Source organism: Methylobacterium sp. 092160098-2, from assembly GCF_028920805.1.
Lineage (GTDB): Bacteria > Pseudomonadota > Alphaproteobacteria > Rhizobiales > Beijerinckiaceae > Methylobacterium > Methylobacterium fujisawaense.
In genome coordinates this window covers 366116-385912 of sequence record NZ_JAQPZJ010000001.1, presented here as the reverse complement: position 1 = coordinate 385912, position 19797 = coordinate 366116, and the positions used below count along the sequence as shown (strand labels likewise).

Here is a 19797-nt window from a genome sequence, read left to right as displayed (position 1 = left end):
ATGCGGCTGACCATCATCCCGCCCGTCATCGACGGGGAATCCGCCGCGGCGCACCTGCTGCGCGCCTTCGACGTCAACGGCGAGCCGTGGAGCCGCGAACGCCTCAGGACCGCGGGCCATTCCATGAGCGACATCCTGCAGGGCCGCGCCGCCGGCCCCCTCGCGGATCGGCTCGGCCGTGGCGAGGACGCGTTCCGGGGTTGGACGCCCACCGAGATCACCAAGAAAAAGGTCGTGATCGCGGACGAGGTGGTCCACCGGGACGATTGGACGACGAACGTGCGGCGGTGGTGCCCCTGCTGTTGGCAGGACGACCTTCGCAGGACGCCGTCGGGACGACACGCGCACTGGAACATCCACCGGCGCTTCTGGTGGGACGTGGCCGCCGTCGGCACCTGTCCCCTCCATCATGTCCGCCTGGAGGGGTCCTGCCCGATTTGCCGGACGGGCGTCACCTGGGAAGCCGGCTCACTGACCCGTTGCAGGAACGGCCATTCCCTTCTCGCCTGCGACGGCGCCAGGGTCCCGCCCGCGACGACGCTGGCGGACGCCTACGTGGTCGGCCGCCTCGGCGGCATGGCCCGGACCAGCGTGCCCCTCCTCGACGGCCTGACGCTCGCCGAGGCCTGCGACGCCATGGAGCGGTTCGGCGTCGCCCTGCTCGGGGGCGCCGACGGGGCCCTCTCGAAGTTTCCGGCGGAGCGCCATCCGGAGGTGTTCTCGGCCGGTCTCGCCGCCGCCCGGGACTGGCCGCACGCCTTCGACGCCCTGCTCGACGGGATGGCCAGAGCCGACCATGTCGGCCTCGGCGCCTGGGGGGCCGAACAGGTCTATGGCTACCTGTATCTCTGGGCGAAGCGGCTGCCGGCGGGAGCGAGCGGGGATGCGGTTCGGGCGGCCCTATACGCGCATCACGCCGGTCGGGGCCCGGTTCACAAGACCTCGGTGGTGATCCGGCATGCCGACGTCCCGTTGGTCAGCCTCGCCGACATCGCCGCGGAATGCGGCCGAAGGCCGGAGTTCATCGCCGGCTACGTCAAGGCCCTGGGCGCCTGGCCGCAACGGACGAGGAGGGGTACGCCCATCGGCATCGCCCGCGAGACCGCCGCCCAGATCCGGGCGATCCTCGACCGCGCGCTCCGCGCGGAGGATCTGCCGGCGGCGCTCGGGCTGGCGAAGCGCCAGACGCGGATGTTGGTCGCGGCGCGGATCGTTCCGCCCGCCGAGATCCACGCGCGCGCCGGCATCAAGGCCGACGTCTTCGACCGGGATGCCGTGGCCGCCGTGCTATCCCGGATCCGTGGTTCGGCGCCGACCGTCGGGGCCATGCCCGCCGGCCTCCTTCCGCTCGCGCGAGCCAGCCAGCACGGCAAGGTCGACGGCGTGCGCGGCACCTGCGACATGATCCTGGCCGGCCAGCTTCGGGTCAGGGCGGTCCTGCGGGACGTACCCGGCCTCGCGGGCTTCCTGGTCGACCCGGAGGACATCAGGGTCGCGCGGCGTTCGCGCGAAGGTGGGGGTCTCACCCTCGAAGAGGTCGGCCGGCGGCTCACGGTCCCGACGGACAGCGTCGGCCTGATCGTCCGGGCAGGCCTCATGGCGGGGACAGCAATGCCGTGCGGGGAGATCCTGGTGCGGGACGATGCGCTCGCGGCTTACGAGGCCGAGTACGCCACCACGGGTGCGCTCGCCAGGGAGATGGGATCCGGCGCGCGGTGGGTGCGGGAAGCCTTGGATCGGGCCGGCGTCAGGCCAGCCTTCGCGATCACGGGCCGAAAGACCACGACGGTATGGCGCCGGATGGATGTCCCGACGGACCTTCGGCGCCGCATCGCAAGGACCCACACGCCGCGACCCTAGGAGCACGCCGGGACCGCCGTGCCGCGCGAGCGCCGTCGGCGCAAAGCCATGAGCGGGGCGATGAGGATCTGCGCGGGGCGTCGACCGAGGAAGGATGTGACGTCGTCTTGGTTCGGGGACCCCGTCGCCTTCCAGGGGACGTGAACAGATCGGATCATCGCCGCGACCGTGATCGCGGCGGCGGCCCACCGGTTCGGCTGGCGCGGCCTCGCGCTCGGATCCGTCCTCGGTGCGACCGGCGTCGCGGTGCTGGCGGCGCTGGCGGCGCTGCAGGCGGCGACCTGCCGGATCGCCCGGCATTGGCTGGATCGGATCTCCGTCCTGCCGCCGCTCGGGTTCGGCCTCCAACGCGCTTATGAGATCACCGCCGGCCTGCGAGGCCGAGACGGTGCCGACGTCCACCCTCGCGGTCAGGCTTTCACCTGCCCATCGACGCCGGCGGGCTCGGTTCGCGCCTCGGGCATCGGCAGCGGCGGGGCTGGTCAGCCTCGTGGTCTGGCCCGGCGTGTCCCGGCGCAAAAAGACGGCGACCGCGACCGCCGGAAACGGATCGGGGCTCGCCGTCCTCGTCCGCCGGGCTTGCTGCTGCGGGATGGAGCGCATCGTCCGACGCATGCCGCCCGACGTGCCGGACGCAATCGCGGCGGTGACAGTCACCGGTCACGACGCCTTTCGATTCCGGCTCGGCTACACTGGGGTGGCTTGACGGGGCGTCCGGCTGGACGAAACCCATGTCGGGGACGATCTGACCGGGGCCGCCGTTCCGCCCGGCAGATCCTGCGATCTAGGAGCGGCTCGGGGTCCTGCCGGGCTCGGCTTCGACCTGCGCGACGGCGACCTGCCGAACGCGCCGCGGCAGTTCGCGAGCGAGGGCGGCCTTCCTGTACGGCGTCATCTTCCGCCACGCGCGTATTTCCGGGACCGTGCGGCCGCAACCGAGGCACCAGCCGGTCCGCCCATCCCACTGGCAAACCCCGATGCAGGGGTCGTCCTTCCTCATGCTAGGGCCTCCCCGCCACGCGACGCATCGGTCGCTGGACACAGATAGGGTACCCCCCTATGTATTGCGAGGACGAGGACGCCATTCATGGCTCACACGATCAAGGACAGGACCAAGCTGCTGGCGCGGGTGCGCCGGATCAAGGGACAGGCGGAGGCGGTCGAGCGGGCCCTGGAGGCCGAGCACGGCTGCGCCGACGTGCTGATGCTGGTCGCCTCGATGCGCGGGGCCATCAACGGGCTGACCGCCGAGCTGATGGAAGACCACATCCGCCACCACGTCGTGAACCCGGACGCCGAGCCGGACGCCGAGCGCGCCCGGGGCGCCGCCGAGCTGATCGAGGTGGTGCGGACCTACCTCAAATGACGAGAGCCGCCCCATGACCCCGTTCGCCGACCTGCTGCAGCAGGGGACCGCGCATGCCTGGCTGTTCGTGCCGAGCGCCATCCTGCTCGGCGCCCTGCACGGCCTGGAGCCCGGCCATTCGAAGACGATGATGGCCGCCTTCATCATCGCGGTCCGGGGCACGGTCACGCAGGCGGTCCTGCTCGGGCTGGCGGCGACGCTCTCGCACACCGCGGTCGTCTGGGTGATCGCGCTGGGCGGACAGTATCTCGGCCAGGAATGGGGTGGCGACACGGCCGAGCCGTATTTCCAGCTGGCGTCGGCGGTGCTCATCGTCGGCATCGCGCTCTGGATGGCGTGGCGGACCTGGCGCGAGCAGCACCACGGTCACCATCATCACCATGGCGAGCACCGGCACGTCGTGACCGGCGACGGCCGGTTGACGCTGGAGGTGTACGAGGACGGCGTGCCGCCGCGCTGGCGCCTCCGGGCCGGGACGGGTCCGCTGCCCGCGCCGGGTGCGGTCACCGTCGAGACGGTCCGTCCGGACGGCGGGCGGCAGACGTTCGCCTTCGCCGATGGGGGCGACTTCCTGGAGAGCCTGGAGGAGATCCCCGAGCCGCACGCCTTCACGGCGCGACTGCGCCTTGACGGGCCCGCGGGTGCGGAAACCCACGAGGTCGCGTTCGAGGAGCAGGATCACGACCACGGTCACATGAACCTGGGCGACGAGGACGACGCCCATGCCCGAGCGCATGCGGAGGACATCCGGCGGCGCTTCGCCGGGCGTCAGGTGACGACGGGACAGATCGTGCTGTTCGGGCTGACCGGCGGCCTGATCCCGTGCCCGGCCGCCATCACGGTCCTGCTCCTGTGCATCCAGCTCAAGCAGTTCAGCCTCGGCTTCGCGCTGGTCGTCTGCTTCAGCATCGGCCTCGCGGTCACGATGGTCTCGGCCGGGGTGCTGGCCGCCCTCAGCGTCAAGCACGTCGCGTCGCGGTGGTCCGGGTTCGGTGCCTTCGCCCGTCGGGCGCCCTACGCCTCGGCAGCCCTGATCGTGCTCGTCGGCCTCTACACCGGCTGGCTTGGCTGGCAGGGCATCCATCCCGACCCCGCGGCGCACGCGGTCGGGATCGACCCATCGATCAGCCCATCGTAAGCGCGGTCCCGGCGGGCTTGGTCGCCCCGCCGGTCCTCGCCGCGAAAGCCCACAGCCGTCGAAGCGCCGGTGCATCGGCGGATGTGGCCGAGATGGACGCGGCTGCCCGCTCGGAGCGAACCGGTCGAGCCTCCTGACGCGTGGGGCAAGTCGACGGACTGACCGGGCTGCCACTGCGAAGACCCGCATGGCGGGGTTCCGGCGGCGCATAGCCCCGCACCTTCGCCATTCGGTTAGAGCCGCGGCGCGTGGCATCCACGGCCTCGGGACCGAAGCGCCCGACGAACATCCGGGTCGGTTCATCCCGGCCGGGCCGCGGGCCAGCGTTGGTGCAGGTCGTCGATGACGAAGGCGTGGGCATGCCGGCGCGTCCCGACGCCGTCCAGGTGCGGATGGCCAAATTCGAGGCCGGGGTGCGCGTGCTCGACGACGTCCGGGTCCGAGGCCGGCCAGAGCGCCGCCGCCGCGGCGACGGCGACCAAGGTCAGCGCGCCCAGCACCGCCAGCGTGACCGGCATGCCCGCCTTCGCGCCGAGCCAGCCGGCAAGTGGATAGGTCAAGAGCCAGGCGACGTGCGAGAGCGCGAACTGGGCGGCGAACACGGCCGGGCGGTCGCCGGGCGTCGCGGAGCGCCGGAGCAGCCGTCCGGTCGGGGTCTGCGCGGCGGAGTACCCGATCCCGAGCGCCAGCCAGGCGGCCAGCAGCATAGGCCAGCCGATGACGCCGCCCCAGGTCGTAGCGGCAAAGCCGAGCAGCACGACGCCGAGGAACGCCGCCGCCGGGAGCATGACCGTGCGGTCGGGCAGCCGGTCGAGCACCCGCGGCAGCAGCAGAGCCGCCAGCATCGAGCCGCCCCCGAACAGCCCGAGCGCCACCGCGACGTCGTTCTGGGGCCGTTGCAGGAGGGCCTGCACGATCACCACCGTGTTGACGATGACCATGGAGCCGGCCGCCGCCACCGCGAGGTTCAGGGCGAGAAGCCCGCGCAGCCGCGGCGTGGCGAGGTAGATCCGCAGCCCCCGCATGGTGCGCTCGTACACCCCCGCTTGGCGCTCGGGCGGCGTCGGGGACGGGAGCGCCACCGAGACGACCAGGGCGGCCGAACACAGGAATCCGACGACCGTGCCGCCGAACAGCCAGTGGAAGTCGATGACCGTCAGCAGCAAGGCGGCCAGTGTCGGACTGAGCAGGTTCTCCAGGTCGTAGGCGAGGCGCGAGAGCGACAGCGCCCGGGTGTAGTCACGCTCGTCCGGGAGGATGTCCGGGATGGTCGCCTGGAAGGTCGGCGTGAAGGCCGCCGAGCAGGCTTGCAGCACGAACACCAGTAGGTAGACCTGCCAGACCTGGTCGACGAAGGGCAGGATCAGGGCGACGCCGGCCCGGACGAGGTCGGTCGCAACCAGGAAAGCGCGGCGGGGCAACTGCCCGGTGAAGGCGTTCGCGATGGGCGCCACCAGCACGTAGGCCACCATCTTGATGGCGAGCGCCGTGCCCAGCACCGCCCCGGCCTCTGCCCCGGCCAACCGGTAGGCGAGCAGGCCGAGGGCCACCGTCAGCAGGCCGGTGCCGACCAGGGCGATGACCTGCGCGGCGAACAGGTGCCGGTAGGTGCGGTTCGCGAGGACGCTCAGCAACGGGGCCTTCACAGGTACTTGGCCAGCGCCTTGAACTCGGCCAGCGCCGCTTTGGCGGACTTGCCGCCGTCCGCGACGCCGTCGCCGATGCAGTGCTCCATGTGGTCCTCGATCAGCGTGCGCTTCGCGTTGGCGATGGCGCTCTCGACCGCCTGCAACTGCTGGGCGAGGTCCACGCAGGGGCGGCCCTCCTCGATCATCGCGATGACGCCGGCGAGATGGCCGTGGGCGCGCCTCAGCCGCTTGATGATCTCCGGGTGGGAGGCGTGAACGTGATCCATGTTGACATGCTATCCCCCCGGAGGGGATAAGGGAAGGGTGTTCGACGCGCCGGGATGGACGGCGCTCGCCGGGAAGAGGGTGTCGGGTGTCATTCGGACGGCGTCTCATGACGGTGGCCGTCGCGTTGCTCCTGGCGGGCGTGACGGTGATGCCGTTGCTCGCCGAGGCCCGGCACGCGGCCTCCGGTCCCGTCGCGCTCGCCATGCCGCCGGTGGCGGGACAGGACCACGCCAAGGCCCACCAGGATGCCGATGACCTGGTCCACCACGCGCAATCGCACGCGCAGGGCGTGATGCCCGTCGCCGCCAAGGCTCCCGCGAGCGTGGCCACGTCGGCGGCGCGGTCGTTCGCCCGCCTGGACGACGTCTTCCGAGCCGGGGGCGGGGCGCAGGGACCGTTCGAGCCTCCGAGGGCCTGAGGCTTTCCGCCACTTCCCATCCTCGAACGACGGCGCCGTGCGCGTGCGGCCGCCCGTCCATGGCACCGACATGTCCAGACGTCTCATCCCCGTTCTGCTGGCCCTCGCCGGCGGCGTCCTGATCGCGACCTGGTGGCCCGGCGCTCCCGATGCGGTCCGCACCATGCTGGCGGGCGCCAGGGGGGCCGCCGCGCCTGCCAAGCCCGAACCGCACGCGGCGGCCGGTCCGGAGCCGGAGAGATCCGGCCTCGTCAAGCTGACGGACGACCAAGTCGGCAAAGCCGGCATCCGCACGGACGGGGTCGGTGGCGGGAACCTCTCGCGCCACCTGCACGTGCCGGGCACCATCGTCCCGAACGCCAACCTGACCGCCCGCATCGCGGTGAAGACCACCGGCACGGTGGTGGAGCTGCGCAAGGGGCTCGGCGACAAGGTCGCCAAGGGCGAGGTCGTGGCGCTCCTCGACAGCCGCGAGATCGCCGACGCCAAGGGAGAATACTTGGCGGCACGCGTGTCGGCCGCCCTGCAGAAGACGCTCTACGAGCGCGACAAGGAGCTCTGGGACAGGCGCATCTCGTCCGAGCAGCAGTACCTGCGCTCGCAGGCGAGCTACCAGGACCTGAAGGTCAAGGAGGACGCGGCCCGCCGCAAGCTGACCTTCCTCGGCCTCAGCCAAGCCGAGATCCAGGCGTTGCCGAACCAGCCGGAGGCGCAGTTCGAGCGCCAGGAGATCCGCTCGCCGCTCGGTGGCAAGGTCGTGGAGCGGCGCGTCGACCTCGGGGCGGCCGTCGGCCGGGACAACCTGGAGACCGAGCTCTACAGCGTCGTAGACCTGTCGACGGTCTGGGTCGATCTCGCGGTGAGCCCCGGCGACCTGCCGCTGGTCCGCGAGGGCCAGGCGGTGGCCGTGCGGGCCGAGGCGACCGGCGAGGCCGCGCGCGGTCGCATCGTCATCATCGTGCCCGTCCTCGACCAGGCCACGCGCGCGGCGCGGGTCGTCGCGGAACTGGCCAACCCGGACGAGACCTGGCGGCCCGGGTCTTTCGTGGGTGCCGAGATCGTGATCTCCGACAAGCCGGTGCGGGTGCTCATCCCGGCCTCGGCCATCCAGACCTTGGAGGGCAGACCGAACGTCTTCGTGCGGGTGGCCGCGGGCTTCGAGGCTAGGCCGGTGAAGCTCGGGCGGTCGGACGACGCCGCCGTGGAGGTGACGGAGGGGCTGGAGCCCGGCGAGGCCGTGGCGGTGGCCAACACCTTCACGCTGAAGTCCGAGCTCGGCAAGGCCGCGGCGGAGGACTGAACCGTGATCCGCCCGATCCTCGCCTTCTCCGTCGCCAACCGCTACGCGGTCATCCTGGTGACGCTCATCGCCACCGCCTTCGGGGCCTGGTCGCTCGCGCGGCTGCCAATCGACGCGGTGCCGGACGTCACCAACAACCAGGTCCAGGTCAACGCCATCGCGCCGGCGCTGACGCCGGTCGAGATCGAGAAGCAGGTCACGGTCCTGGTCGAGCGGGCGCTCGCCGGCACGCCGGGCCTGGAGAGCTTGCGCTCCTTCTCGCGCAACGGCTTCGCCCAGCTCACGGCCGTGTTCAGCGACAAGGTCGACGTCTACTTCGCCAGGCAACAGGTGAACGAGCGCCTGGGCGAGGTGCGCAACACCCTGCCACCCGGGGTCGAGGTCAGGCTCGGGCCGATCTCGACCGGCCTCGGCGAGATTTACTGGTGGGCGGTCGAGTACCAGGCCGCCGGCGACGGCGCCCCGGTCCGCGATGGCCTGCCGGGCTGGCAGTCGGACGGCAGCTACCTGACGCCCGAGGGCGAGCGGCTGAGGTCCGACTTCGAGCGCACGGTCTACCTGCGCACGGTCCAGGATTGGATCATCCGGCCACAGATGAAGAGCGTGCCGGGCGTGGCCGGTGCCGATGCCATCGGCGGCTTCGTCAAGGAGTACCAGGTCAAGCCCGACCCGATGAAGCTCGTCGGCTACGGCCTGGGCTTCGCCGACCTGACCCGGGCCATCGGAGCCAACAACGTGACCCGAGGCGCCAACTACGTCGAGCGCAACGGCGAGGGCTATGTCGTCCGGGCCGGAGGGCTGATCGAGAACGTCGACCAGATCCGCGATGTCGTCGTGGCGACCCGGGCCGGGATACCGATCCTGGTGAGGGACGTCGCCGAGGTCGGGATCGGCCGCGAGCTCCGGACCGGCTCGGCCAGCGAGAACGGCCGCGAGGTCGTGCTGGGCACCGCCCTCATGCTCATCGGCGAGAACAGCCGAACCGTCTCGGCGGCCGCGGACGCCAAGATCAAGGAGATCAACAAGCTTCTCCCGCCGGGCATCCAGGCCCGGACGCTGCTCAGCCGGACCGACCTCGTCGACGCCACGATCCGGACGGTGTCCAGGAACCTGGCCGAGGGTGCGCTGCTGGTCGTCGCGGTGCTGTTCCTGGCGCTCGGCAACATCCGGGCGGCGATCATCACGGCCCTGGTCATCCCCGTCGCCATGATGCTGACGGCGACCGGCATGCTTGCGGGCCGCATCAGCGCCAACCTGATGAGCCTCGGCGCGCTCGACTTCGGGCTCATCGTCGACGGCGCGGTCATCATCGCCGAGAACAGCCTGCGCCACCTGGCCGAGCGCCAGCACGCGCTGGGACGGACGCTGAGCCTCGACGAGCGGCTGGAGACCGTGCGCGTCTCGGCCGAGGAGATGATCAAGCCGAGCGTCTACGGGCAGGCCATCATCATCCTGGTCTACGTGCCGCTGCTGACGTTCACCGGCGTGGAGGGCAAGACCTTCGCACCCATGGCGCTGACGGTGCTGATCGCGCTCGTGGCGGCCTTCGTGCTGTCCCTGACCTTCGTCCCGGCGATGGTCGCGACCTTCATCACCGGGCGGGTCGGCGAGGGCGACAACCTGCTGATCCGAGGACTGAAGGCGGCCTATCGACCGGTGCTGGGCGGGGCGGTCCGGACGCCCTTGGCTTTCATAGGCGGCGCGGTGGTCGTCCTCGGGCTGGCCGGGGCCCTGGCGACGCGGCTCGGCCAGGAGTTCACCCCGACGCTCGACGAGAAGAACATCGTCATGGAGGCGCGGCGCATCCCCTCGACGGCTATCTCGCAGTCGCAGGCCATGCAGCTCGGCGTCGAGGACGCCATGAGCAAGTTCCCGGAGGTGGCCTTCGTCTACTCGCGCTGCGGCACGCCCGACATCGCCGCCGACCCGATGCCGCCGAACGCCTGTGACACCTACCTGATCCTGAGGCCCCAAGCGGAGTGGCCGGACCCGTCCGAGGCGAAGGAATCGTTGATCGCCCGCATGGACGCCGAGGCGAAGCTGATCCCGGGCACGCTGCTCGGGTTCTCGCAGCCCATCCAGATGCGCTTCAACGAGCTGATCGCGGGCGTTCGCGACGACCTCGCGGTGAAGGTGTTCGGCGAGGAGTTCGGCCCGATGGTCGACGGCGCCCGCAAGATCGCCGGCATCCTGCGCAGCCTGGAGGGCGCCGCCGACGTGAAGGTCGAGGAGGCGGTCGGGCTGCCGTTCCTGGAGATCAAGGTCGACCGGCGCGAGATCGCCCGGCGCGGCTTGAGCATGGCGGACGTGCAGGACGTCATCGGCACGGCGGTCGGCGGCAAGGACGCCGGGCTGGTGTTCGAGGGCGACCGTCGCTTCGCCATCGTGGTCCGGTTGGCCGACGACGCCCGGGGCGACGTCGAGGCGTTGAGGAACCTGCCGGTGCCGCTACCGCCCTCGCAGGCCGCGCCCGCGCGGACGGGCACCGGGGTCCCGGCCGCTCCCGGGCCGGCCGGCGGTACGAGCGTGCCGCTGCGGCAGCTCGCCTCGTTCGCCTTGGGCGAGGGGCCGAACCAGGTGAGCCGCGAGAACGGCCGCCGCCGCGTCGTGGTCACCGCGAACGTGCGCGGGCGCGACATCGGCTCGCTGGTGGCCGAGGCGCAGGCGCGCATCGCCGCCGAGGTGCGGCTGCCGCCCGGTTACGAGGTGAAGTGGGGCGGGCAGTTCGAGAACCTGACGGCCGCTCGCCAGCGCTTGGCGGCGGTCGTGCCGGCCTGCTTCGCGCTGATCTTCCTCCTGCTCCTCGGGGCGCTAGGGTCCGGGCGCGACGCGCTGATCGTGTTCAGCGCCGTGCCGATGGCCCTGACCGGCGGCGTTGCGGCCCTGTGGCTGCGCGACATGCCCTTCTCGGTCTCGGCCGCGGTCGGGTTCATCGCGCTCTCGGGCGTCGCGGTCCTGAACGGCTTGGTGCTGCTGAACCACATCCGCGCGCTCGTGGCGGAGGGGACGGCGATTCCGGATGCCGTCCGCGAGGGCGCCCTGACCCGGCTGCGGCCGGTGGCTATGACGGCCTTGGTCGCCGCCCTGGGCTTCGTGCCGATGGCTTTGGCGACGGGCACAGGTGCGGAGGTGCAGCGGCCGCTGGCGACCGTCGTCATCGGCGGCTTGGCCAGCGCGACCGTCCTGACGCTGCTGGTCCTTCCGGCGCTCTACGTCCGGTTCGGCAAGGCCAAGGCGTCCCTCCCGTCCGCTCCACGAGGCCATGTCGTGGCGTGGGCCGACCCACGAACACCTTAGCCGGACGGCCCCGCGAGCGGTCGGATCGGGGCGTCCGCATCGCGGCGGGACAAGGTTCCGGGCAAATCGGGACAAGCTGTGTTGAGAGCGCCGCTGTCGCGGTGCTGCAAACGGGACAAGCTTTCTTGAGAGCGTGTCCTGCGCAGCCGCGCGCAAGGATCGGCATCACCGAGGTTGCCACGGACCGAGTGAGACGGCGCGCACGCGGCGGGACGACGTAACCCGATGTGTGCCGCCGCCATTCAACGCCTTTGGGAACGCCTGGTCTCGGCTCGCGTCCCGCCACCGTGGCTCGACGGATCGAGGCCAGATCCATGGCCACGAGCGGCTGTCCGCCCGGACTTCCGACCGGCTCGGATGAAAGGTCGCCGCCCGTCACCCCTACTCGAAAGCCCCTTGGCATCGCACGGGACAAGTCGGCGGTAGAGGCTTCTGAGCCAGGCTCATTCCGGCAAGCGCCGCCTTCCTAGCCGCCCGTCGGGGGCAGCCGGCGCGCGGCGTCGATGTCGCCGAAGGACCGGGGCGAGGCCACCTCGTAGCGGGTCACGCCCATGGCCTCGTGGCCGGGTTCGCCGGCGGTGGGGCCGCCGGGGCGCTCGGCTCTCAGGCTGGCCAGTTCGCCGGCCGACCCAGCAAGCCGCGGCCCGGCATGCCGCGGAGCCATGTCACGAAGGCGCTCACCCGCTCGGGCGTGAACTGGTTTCGATGGCCCTGCGTGCTGTGCACGAGATCGCTCAGTTCCTGGGGGACCAGCGGGCCCGAACCGCCCCAGTAGGCGTATTCGCGCCCGAGAAGCACCCGGTCCGTCCGACCGGTGTCGCGCACCAGGTTCGGCAGGCTGGTGACGCCCCCGGGCTCGCTATGGAAGGAATCGGCCTGGACGAAGGTGCCGTCGGCCGAGCGGCGATAGATGTTGTCGCCGTAGATCTGCATGCGGCTGCCGGACATCACCGGTCGCTTGGCGCCGAAGCGAGCGTCGTCCCAGTACCGGTCGAAGGTGAGGATCTCGTCGACCCGCATCCAGTAGACGACACGGTCCTTGATCCCGTTCGGGATCGAGCCGGTCCCGACCACGAAGTCCCCGACGCTCGCGTGCTGCCGGATCAGCGGTTTGCACGCGCTCAGCGTGCACACCCGGTGGAACGGATTGGGCGCGAACCCGAGGTCGTGGTCGATCACGTAGGAGTGGACGCGCACGCCGGCCTCAGCACTTGTTCCGCTTGGTCTGGCGCTCCGCCCGCGGCTGGGCGTCGGGCTTCAACCACTCGGGCTTCGCGTTCCTCCGCGGTAGGGCGCCCCGCAGGCTGCCCGCATCCCAGGGGACGGTATCCCCGCCGTAATCCTCGAACGCGCGCGGCAGCGTCTCGTCCTGGGTTCCAGGAGGCCAGATCCCGATCACGCGACGACCCTGGGCGGCGGCCCGCTGCATCACGCGCCCCAGCTCCTCGTCCGCGAGGCAATCGGGAGACAGCACGATCACCCCCAAGTCCTCGTCCGGCGTCTCGGCGTGACCGGCGGGGGCCTCGTCATCCGCGGGTGCGGGCTCGTCGTCTTCCGGCGCAACGGGATCCTCGACGTGCTCGCCGTCTTCCCCCTCGTCGTCCTCCCCTTCGCCGGGCTCGACGGCGGCGACCTCCTCGTCCACGACATCGCAGCCCGCCTCGGCCAAGAGCTTGAGCAGGGCCGTGCGTTCCTCGTCGTCGACAGGACCGAGCACGCAAACCTTCGGCATGTGCGGCTTCTCCCCGGTGCCCAGGTCCTTCCGTCGCGCATTACGCCCGGGAGCCTGGCTCAGTAAAGCTTAGGTGGTCAGCCGCGGTCGGTATGGCAAGGGTCCGTCCGCGGCGGCGCGGGTGGGCACCGGCACCCTGGACTGAGCGCCGGAAAGGTCCGACGATGGCAACCTGAGGATAGGCCAACCTGGAGCGGGGAGGGGACATGGATACGGCGCCGCTTAGCCTGAACGGTTATCAAGCCGGGGCGGTCCGGACGGACCGGACGCGAGGGAAGGGCACCGGCCTCGACCTGGCCGTGCTCGGCCTCTTCGGCGAGACGGGCAGCCTGCTGAGCGAGACCAAGAAGAAGCAGCGCGACGCGCGGTCCTATCTCGGCTACGAGGCGAGCGTCGTCGAGGAGATGGGCGACGCGCTCTGGTACCTGGCGGTGATCGCCGATCACGCCGGGCTGCGCTTGGGGGATCTCGCCGGCCGGGACCTCGCCGGGGGACCCGAGCCGACCTTCGCGGACGTGCAGCCGCAGCGTGCCTTGCCTTTGCACGTCCCGACCGTCGCCTTCGAGCACACCCTGCTACAGCTGGCCGGGGCCGTCGGCCGGCTGGCCGCGCTGGGGGCGCGGGGCGACCTCGCGGGAAGCCCGGACCTCCTGGAGCGTCTCTCCGCAGTGTTCGGCCTTCTCGTCGCGGCCGCGAACGAGGCCGGCGTCACCCTGGAGCAGGCCGCCATGCGCAACCTCGCGAAGGCCGAGGACCGTTGGCCGGCGACGCGCGTCGCCCCGCCGCTGTTCGACGAGGCGTTCCCGGACGAAGAGCGCCTACCCCGCGCGTTGACCATCGACATCTTCGAGCGCACCGGCGGGAACGACAGGCGGTACGTCGTGCAGCGATGCAACGGCATCTTCATCGGCGACCGCCTGACCGACAACATCATGAAGCCGGACGATTACCGGTTCCACGACGCCTTCCACTATGCCTACGCCGCCGTCCTCGGCTGGTCGCCGGTGACGCGCGCGCTGTTCCGCCTGAAGAGGAAAAGCGAGGCCCGCGTCGACGAGGGGCAGGACGGAGCGCGCGCGATCCTGATCGAGGAGGGCGTGGCGACGTTCGTCTTCGGTGAGGCGAAGCAGCTCGGCTTCTTCGAAGGACAGCGCCCGGGCGACCTGGGCTTCGCCTTCCTGAAATCGGTGAGGCAATTCGTGCGCGGCTACGAGGTCGAGGCCTGCCCGCTCTGGCTTTGGGAAGAGGCCATCCTCGCCGGTAACGAAGCGTTTCGTTTCTTGCGGGAGAAGCGCCGCGGGCGCCTTCGGCTCGATCTGGTCGGGCGGAAGATGCTGGTCGAGGACCTGCCGACATGACACCTGGCGCCTTCATCGAGGCCCTCGCGGCGCTTCGCTTCAGCGACACCTTCAACCCCTACGCCGAGGCCTGCCCGGACCACGACGGCGTCGGTGCGCCCCAGGTCCGGCGTGAGAACCTGCGCCTCGTGCTGGAGGCGGCCCTCGCCGGAGGCGTCGACTCGATCTGGATCGCGCGCGACCTCGGGTACCGTGGCGGGCGGCGCACGGGCCTGGCGCTCACGGACGAGGCCCACCTCTCCGCCCATGCCGGCCTCTACGGTCAATTGCCGCTGGCGCGGGCAACCCGCGGCCCCGCGATGACCGAGCGCACGGCGACGGTGATCTGGCAGGTTCTCCGGGACCTGCGACGTCCGATCTTCCTCTGGAACGTCTTCCCGCTCCATCCGCACGCGTCGGGCGACCCGCTGTCCAATCGCTGCCACACCCGTCGGGAACGGCAGGCGTCCCGCCACCTCCTCGAATGGCTGGTGTCGGAATTGCGGCCCCGGGTCCTGGTCGCCATCGGGAGGGATGCCGAGGCGGCGTTGGCGGACTTGGGTATGGCGGCCGAGCGGGTCCGGCATCCCAGCTACGGAGGTCAGACCGAGTTCGTCGCTCGGATGGGCGAGTTGTACGGCCTACCCGCCAAAGCTCCGCACGCGGTGCAACTCACGCTGCCGTAAGGAAACCGCAGCCGGATCTTCCCGACGTTGGTCTGGCGGGCCTCCAAGTCAGGCATGACGCACCAGCACGTGTTCGTATGCTGGCCCGGGATGAGACGCCTCGAACCTTCCCATCGCCCCGGCGGCCACGCGCACCTATGCCGGCGAGACTTCCAGGGTGCGACGCACCGGTGAACCCTCGGGGCGGGCAACGGGAAGCCGGATCACCTTGCTTTACCTTAGGCGTGCCTCCGGTCTATCGCCTTGGCGAAGATCCGGCGGACGAAGGGGGGCGGTTTGGACGCGGCGGTTCGTGCGCGATTGCTCGCCTCCATGGAAGCCGGGCGCCTCGTCCTCCTCTGCGGCGCCGGCCTGTCGATGGCGCCGCCGAGTTCCCTGCCGTCGGCCTGGACCGTGGCCGCCAGGTGCTACGACCGCTATGTCATGAGCATCGATCCGGAGTGCCCGCAGGAACTGCGCGGCGACCTGGAGTCCCTGGCGGAGATCTTCGCCAAGGAGGACATGCTCGGGTCGGTCTTCATCGACGCTCTCGTGCCCTGGGAGGATTTCGTCCGGCCGCCCAACGTCGGGCACGCCGCGGTGGCGGACTTCCTGATCACGCGCTTGGCCGCCGGTGTCGTGTCGGCGAATTACGACACCCTGATCGAGCGCCGCGCGCAGGAATACGGGTTCGATCTCCTCGCCTCCCTCGACGGCGACGAGGCAAAGGTCCAGGCCCGCAAGCACGCGCCCCTGCTCAAGTTTCATGGCTGCTCCGTCCGCGAGCGGCGCGCCACGGTCTGGACGGCCTCACAGCTCACCGAGGACCGGGTGATCGCCGCGCGCATCGAGAAGACGAAGACGTGGATGGCCCACCACCTCCGCGAGAGCGACCTGCTCGTCGTCGGCTTCTGGTCGGATTGGTCCTATCTCAACACCGTTCTCGCCGAGGCATTGACGGGCGTCGCGCCGCTGTCGGTGACGCTGGTCGATTTGGCGCCCGAGGACGTCCTGCAGGCCAAGGCGCCCGAACTCTGGACCCTGGCCAATTCGGAGAACGTCCGGTTCACGCATGTTCAGCGTTCGGGGGCCGAAGTCCTAGACGAACTCCGGAGGGCGTTTTCCCAGGCGTACCTACGCAAGGTCCTGCACGCCGGGCGCGCCGCGTTGGAGAGCGAGCTCGGAGCGGAGTGTGAGGCGGGCTGGCTCGATCCGCCCGACCTGGGCAGCGAGGAACTCTACGACCTTCGACGGGACGCCGAGGGCGTGCCGGCCACCGCCGCGGCGACCTTGCGGAACCCGGGGCCGTCCGAGGTCCTGGGCTACGCGCACCTGTTGCTGCGGCGTGCCGGTGCCAGCCAGACCCCCGTCGGCTATGATCTCGCGGGCCGCCGGATCAGGGTCGTGAACGGTTCGGGCATGCTGCTCCAGACGGTGCAGGACCGGTTCAGGGAGACGCCGTTCGAGGTCGCCGACATCGTGGTCTGCGCCGGAGCCACCGACGTCGGCCTGCCGTTGAACGTCGTTCGGGAAGGGCGACCGGGCGACATAATCCGGCCGAGCGCCTCCGCGGCATGGCTCGACCTTCCCGCCGCCCGCAGGGAGCTCGACGTGTGATGGACATAGCGACTCAATCCGAGGTGCTCCTCCGGTCGGCAGGCTATGAGACTTGGACCTGGCCGGGCGGCAGCGTGCCGGTCGTCTGCTTCGAGAACGCGGCGGTCGTCGGATTCCTGCACGTCTTCGCGAGCGGCGAGAGCCTGCTCGCCGATTGGCAGCAAATCCAGCAGGCCACGCTCGGCCGGCATGCGGCCTCGTTGCGCTCTGCAGGCACAAAGGCCTGGAACGTTTACGCCTTGTTCCTGGCTTGCGGCTCCGAACCGGCCCTCGCGCGGCGGATCGAGCGGATCGAGGAGGACTTCTCCATGACCCGCAAGATCGCGCGCGGCGACTTGCGCACGGTGGCCGATTTGCGAAGAACGTTGTTGCCCCTCCTGCCGGTCCTCAGCGCACCCGAGATCGGCGGGGCCGATTACCGGGCCCGTCTGCGGGCGCGCTTGAGCGACCTGCCGGACGACGCTGTGGCCGCGTTCCTGGGCGCGGCGAGCGCTTCCGAGGTGGCGCGCATCCTGGTGGATGCGCCATGAGGCTCGACTACCTCGAACTGTGCGGCTTCCGGGGCTTCCTGGAGCGCCAGCGGGTCGATTTCGGCACTGGCTTCACCGTGATCTGCGGACGCAACGGCGTCGGGAAGAGCACGCTGTGCGACGCGGTCGAGTTCGCCCTCACCGGCCAAATCGACAAGTACCTCGTCGACAAGGCGGCGAAGGAAAGCCTCGACGACTACGTCTGGTGGCGCGGCGAAGGCCACCCGGAGGCGCACTTCGTCACCGTGGGATTCCGCGCCGATGACGGGAGCGGCTTCGCAGTGACGCGCTCGCGCGAGACCGGCGCCGACCGGGACGCGGCACGCATCGAGGCGATGCTCTGCGTTCCGGGCGCGCAGCCCGAGCGGGCCCTCCAGCAGGTCTGCAGGACATCCATCATTCGCGACGAATGGATCGCTGCGCTCAGCCTCGACCTGACGGAAACGCAACGGTTCGAGTTCGTGCGCGCGGCGCTGGGCGCCATCGAGGGTCCGGATTACGCCGCCAAGGCTCGCGAGGCCCTGTCCTCCGCCGAGGCCGTACACAATGCCGCCGCGCAGGCCTATGAGGAGGCGCGCGCACGTCTGACCGCGGCGCTGACCGACTTGGAGCAGATCCGGGACGTCGCCCTGCAGGCCGGGGACGTCGCGGCCGTCCTTGCCACCCTGGACGAGCTTACGCCTGGGGCCGGCCCCGACCTGGGAGCTCGGGTCGCGGCAGCTCGGAAGACGCTGGCCAGGCGCCGTTCGAACCTCGGCGAGATGGGATGGGTCGCCGACGAGGCTCGCGCGGTGGCCGCATTGCGCGACACGGTCGCGCGACACGGCGACAGCGCAGGCCGGGACGCGGTGGCGGTGGCCGAAGCCGAGGTCGCGGTCCAGGAAGCCCGCCGCCAGCTGCAGGCCGCCGAGGCGCGCCTGGACCGTGAACAGGAAAGCGACGGCCTCGCCGCGTCGCTCGCGATCCTGGTCGATCACGGCAGCCGGATCGGCCTGCATGACGACCGTTGCCCGCTATGCCGCGCGCCGCAGGGCGCCCCCGAGTTCGAGACGGGGCTCGCATCCGCGCGCCAGCGCCTCGCCGCCCGGCGGTCGGCAGTGCCGGAGGCGCGAGGCGAGGTCGCGGCGGCCCGAACCCGGGTCGAGGATGCCGGCGAGATCCTGAAGCAGGCCGAGACGGTCGTCCATCGCCTCGCGTCCGCCCAAGCCGAGCTGGAAGCCCGGGAAGAGGCGCTTTCGGCCGAGCTCGTGCGACGTTCCCTGGATGGAGAGCTGGCCTACGACCCAGAGGCCCTGGAGGAGGTGGTGGAGGCCGAAAGGAGTCGGTTGATCGACCTGGAACGGAGCATCCTCACCTTGGAAGCTTCGCAGGCGGTGGAACGCGTAACGGAGCTCGAAGCGCGCCTCGAAGCGCTTCGGGCAGAGGCCGACGACGCGAGCGACCGGCTCGCGCGCGCCCACGCTGCGGTGACGACCGCCCGGACGCTGGATCGTACGGTCCGCAGGACGAATGCCGAGATCATCGACGAGCGCCTGGCGGTTATCAGCCCGCTGCTGAACGAGCTGTACCAGCGGCTTCGCCCGCATTCCGAGTGGCGGACCATCGATTACGGCATACGCGGCGACGTCAGGCGTTTCCTGAGCCTGCGGGTCGGCAACGGCTTGAACCCGCAATTCGTGTTCAGCAGCGGGCAGAGGCGTGCGGCCGGGCTGGCCTTCCTCCTCTCCGTTCACCTGTCCCGGCCATGGTGCAATTGGCGGACGCTCATGCTCGACGACCCGGTCCAGCACATCGATGATTTCCGGGCCTTGCACTTGGTCGAGGTCCTGTCGGCCCTGCAGCGGTCGGGCCGGCAGATCGTCTGTGCCGTCGAGGATCCGTCGTTGGCGGAATTGCTGTGCCGGCGCCTCATGAGCGAGCCCACGGCGCTCGGTCGCCGCCACGACCTGGATCTTGTTCCCGGCGGGGGTGCCTCGGTCACTCGCTCGACGGACATCGAACCAGCCATGGTCGGCGTGCTCAGGAGGGCAAGGGACCTGAGCGCGGCGAGCTGAGACGGCCTCGATGACCGACGGCGTCGGGGCTGTGCCCGCCCAGGACCGGTGTTTCGACCCGCGGTCCCCGATTTCGTGACCTCGACGAAGGAAGAGGGCAGGGAGCTCGACGACCGCCTCGCAAACGCTCCCCGCTCTCCGCAGACCCCGTCCGACGTGGGTGTCGCCCTGCCCGTCGAAAGCGGAGAGCATTCCTGCGCGCGGCAATTCCGGGGAGTGGATGCCCGATCAGGCCGCGAAACCGAAAAGGTTTCGTCCCGGCCAGCGGTCCTGGCTCAGGCCCAACACGGGAATCATCATGTCCGCAGAGGGGCGGCGCGGTCACGGGCGCCCCTCTGCGGAGGCCACCCCCTCTGCGGAGGCCACCGGCTTCAAGCACATCCCGGGCGTGAGGACAGGCTTCCCTGACAATCGGGATAAGCTCTCTTGAGTGCGTACCATTGGCAGGGCCGTAAATCGGGACACGCTTTCATGATAGTCTGCCTCGGCTGTCCCAGCCGTCCGGCTCGCCTCGTCCCGAGGCGGCTTCCTCGTGCATGCCGGGCCGCCGTCCAGATCATCGTGGAG

At 70.7% G+C, this 19797-nt stretch carries 16 protein-coding genes; 11 read left to right on the top strand and 5 right to left on the bottom strand.

The window, feature by feature from the left end; all coding sequences use genetic code 11:
* The gene (locus PQI07_RS01780; protein ID WP_050735138.1) at positions 1–1860 is read left to right on the top strand and encodes a TniQ family protein; all 1860 of its coding nucleotides are present in this window, start codon (positions 1–3) and stop codon (positions 1858–1860) included.
* Between the two features lie 784 nt (positions 1861–2644).
* On the opposite strand, the gene PQI07_RS01775 is transcribed toward PQI07_RS01780, so the two are convergent.
* On the bottom strand, positions 2645–2860 hold the full coding sequence (locus tag PQI07_RS01775) for a DUF1289 domain-containing protein (RefSeq protein ID WP_050735139.1): 216 nt from the start codon (positions 2858–2860) through the stop codon (positions 2645–2647).
* An 87-nt stretch (positions 2861–2947) separates the two neighbouring features.
* Here PQI07_RS01775 and PQI07_RS01770 point away from each other — a divergent pair, with 87 nt between their 5' ends.
* Both PQI07_RS01770 and PQI07_RS01765 read left to right on the top strand, forming a co-directional pair.
* Entirely contained in the window at positions 2948–3226 is a 279-nt protein-coding gene (locus PQI07_RS01770; RefSeq protein WP_050735140.1) for a metal/formaldehyde-sensitive transcriptional repressor, read from the top strand.
* 13 nt (positions 3227–3239) lie between these two features.
* Positions 3240–4364 carry a nickel/cobalt efflux transporter gene (locus PQI07_RS01765; protein ID WP_050735141.1) on the top strand — a complete coding sequence of 375 codons (1125 nt, stop codon included), beginning with the start codon at positions 3240–3242 and terminating at the stop codon, positions 4362–4364.
* 299 nt (positions 4365–4663) lie between these two features.
* Here PQI07_RS01765 and PQI07_RS01760 read toward each other — a convergent pair whose 3' ends face one another.
* Positions 4664–5998: an MFS transporter gene (locus PQI07_RS01760; protein ID WP_050735160.1), complete on the bottom strand. Its 1335-nt coding sequence runs from the start codon at positions 5996–5998 to the stop codon at positions 4664–4666.
* Positions 5999–6006: 8 nt separating this feature from the next.
* Entirely contained in the window at positions 6007–6279 is a 273-nt protein-coding gene (locus PQI07_RS01755; protein ID WP_050735142.1) for a metal-sensing transcriptional repressor, read from the bottom strand.
* A 107-nt stretch (positions 6280–6386) separates the two neighbouring features.
* Here PQI07_RS01755 and PQI07_RS01750 point away from each other — a divergent pair, with 107 nt between their 5' ends.
* The 3 genes from PQI07_RS01750 (at position 6387) to PQI07_RS01740 (ending at position 11295) form a co-directional block, all read left to right on the top strand.
* On the top strand, positions 6387–6698 hold the full coding sequence (locus tag PQI07_RS01750) for a hypothetical protein (protein WP_050735143.1): 312 nt from the start codon (positions 6387–6389) through the stop codon (positions 6696–6698).
* 70 nt (positions 6699–6768) lie between these two features.
* The gene (locus PQI07_RS01745) at positions 6769–7998 is read left to right on the top strand and encodes an efflux RND transporter periplasmic adaptor subunit (protein WP_050735161.1); all 1230 of its coding nucleotides are present in this window, start codon (positions 6769–6771) and stop codon (positions 7996–7998) included.
* 3 nt (positions 7999–8001) lie between these two features.
* Entirely contained in the window at positions 8002–11295 is a 3294-nt protein-coding gene (locus PQI07_RS01740) for an efflux RND transporter permease subunit (protein WP_050735144.1), read from the top strand.
* A 603-nt stretch (positions 11296–11898) separates the two neighbouring features.
* Here the strand turns inward: PQI07_RS01740 and PQI07_RS01735 are convergent.
* Together PQI07_RS01735 and PQI07_RS01730 are read right to left on the bottom strand one after the other, a co-directional pair.
* A complete protein-coding gene (locus PQI07_RS01735; protein ID WP_050735145.1) occupies positions 11899–12492 on the bottom strand; it encodes an Nmad2 family putative nucleotide modification protein in 594 nt (197 codons plus the stop codon).
* 7 nt (positions 12493–12499) lie between these two features.
* Positions 12500–13027, bottom strand: coding sequence for a hypothetical protein (locus PQI07_RS01730; RefSeq protein ID WP_050735146.1), 528 nt, complete (start codon positions 13025–13027; stop codon positions 12500–12502).
* Positions 13028–13233: 206 nt separating this feature from the next.
* Between PQI07_RS01730 and PQI07_RS01725 the strand changes: the two genes are divergently transcribed.
* The 5 genes from PQI07_RS01725 to PQI07_RS01705 all read left to right on the top strand — a co-directional run bounded on the left by PQI07_RS01725 (position 13234) and on the right by PQI07_RS01705 (position 19230).
* Complete coding sequence (locus tag PQI07_RS01725; RefSeq protein ID WP_050735147.1) at positions 13234–14385, top strand: nucleoside triphosphate pyrophosphohydrolase family protein; 1152 nt, start codon at positions 13234–13236, stop codon at positions 14383–14385.
* Positions 14382–15050, top strand: a complete 669-nt coding sequence (locus PQI07_RS01720) for a uracil-DNA glycosylase (RefSeq protein ID WP_050735148.1) — start codon at positions 14382–14384, stop codon at positions 15048–15050. Before PQI07_RS01725 ends, PQI07_RS01720 begins: the two co-directional genes overlap by 4 nt.
* Positions 15051–15362: 312 nt before the next feature.
* Complete coding sequence (locus PQI07_RS01715; protein ID WP_050735162.1) at positions 15363–16646, top strand: SIR2 family protein; 1284 nt, start codon at positions 15363–15365, stop codon at positions 16644–16646.
* Entirely contained in the window at positions 16646–17176 is a 531-nt protein-coding gene (locus PQI07_RS01710) for a hypothetical protein (protein WP_050735149.1), read from the top strand. Before PQI07_RS01715 ends, PQI07_RS01710 begins: the two co-directional genes overlap by 1 nt.
* A complete protein-coding gene (locus PQI07_RS01705) occupies positions 17173–19230 on the top strand; it encodes an ATP-binding protein (protein ID WP_050735150.1) in 2058 nt (685 codons plus the stop codon). The genes PQI07_RS01710 and PQI07_RS01705 overlap by 4 nt, the downstream gene beginning before the upstream one ends.
* Positions 19231–19797: the final 567 nt, after the last annotated feature.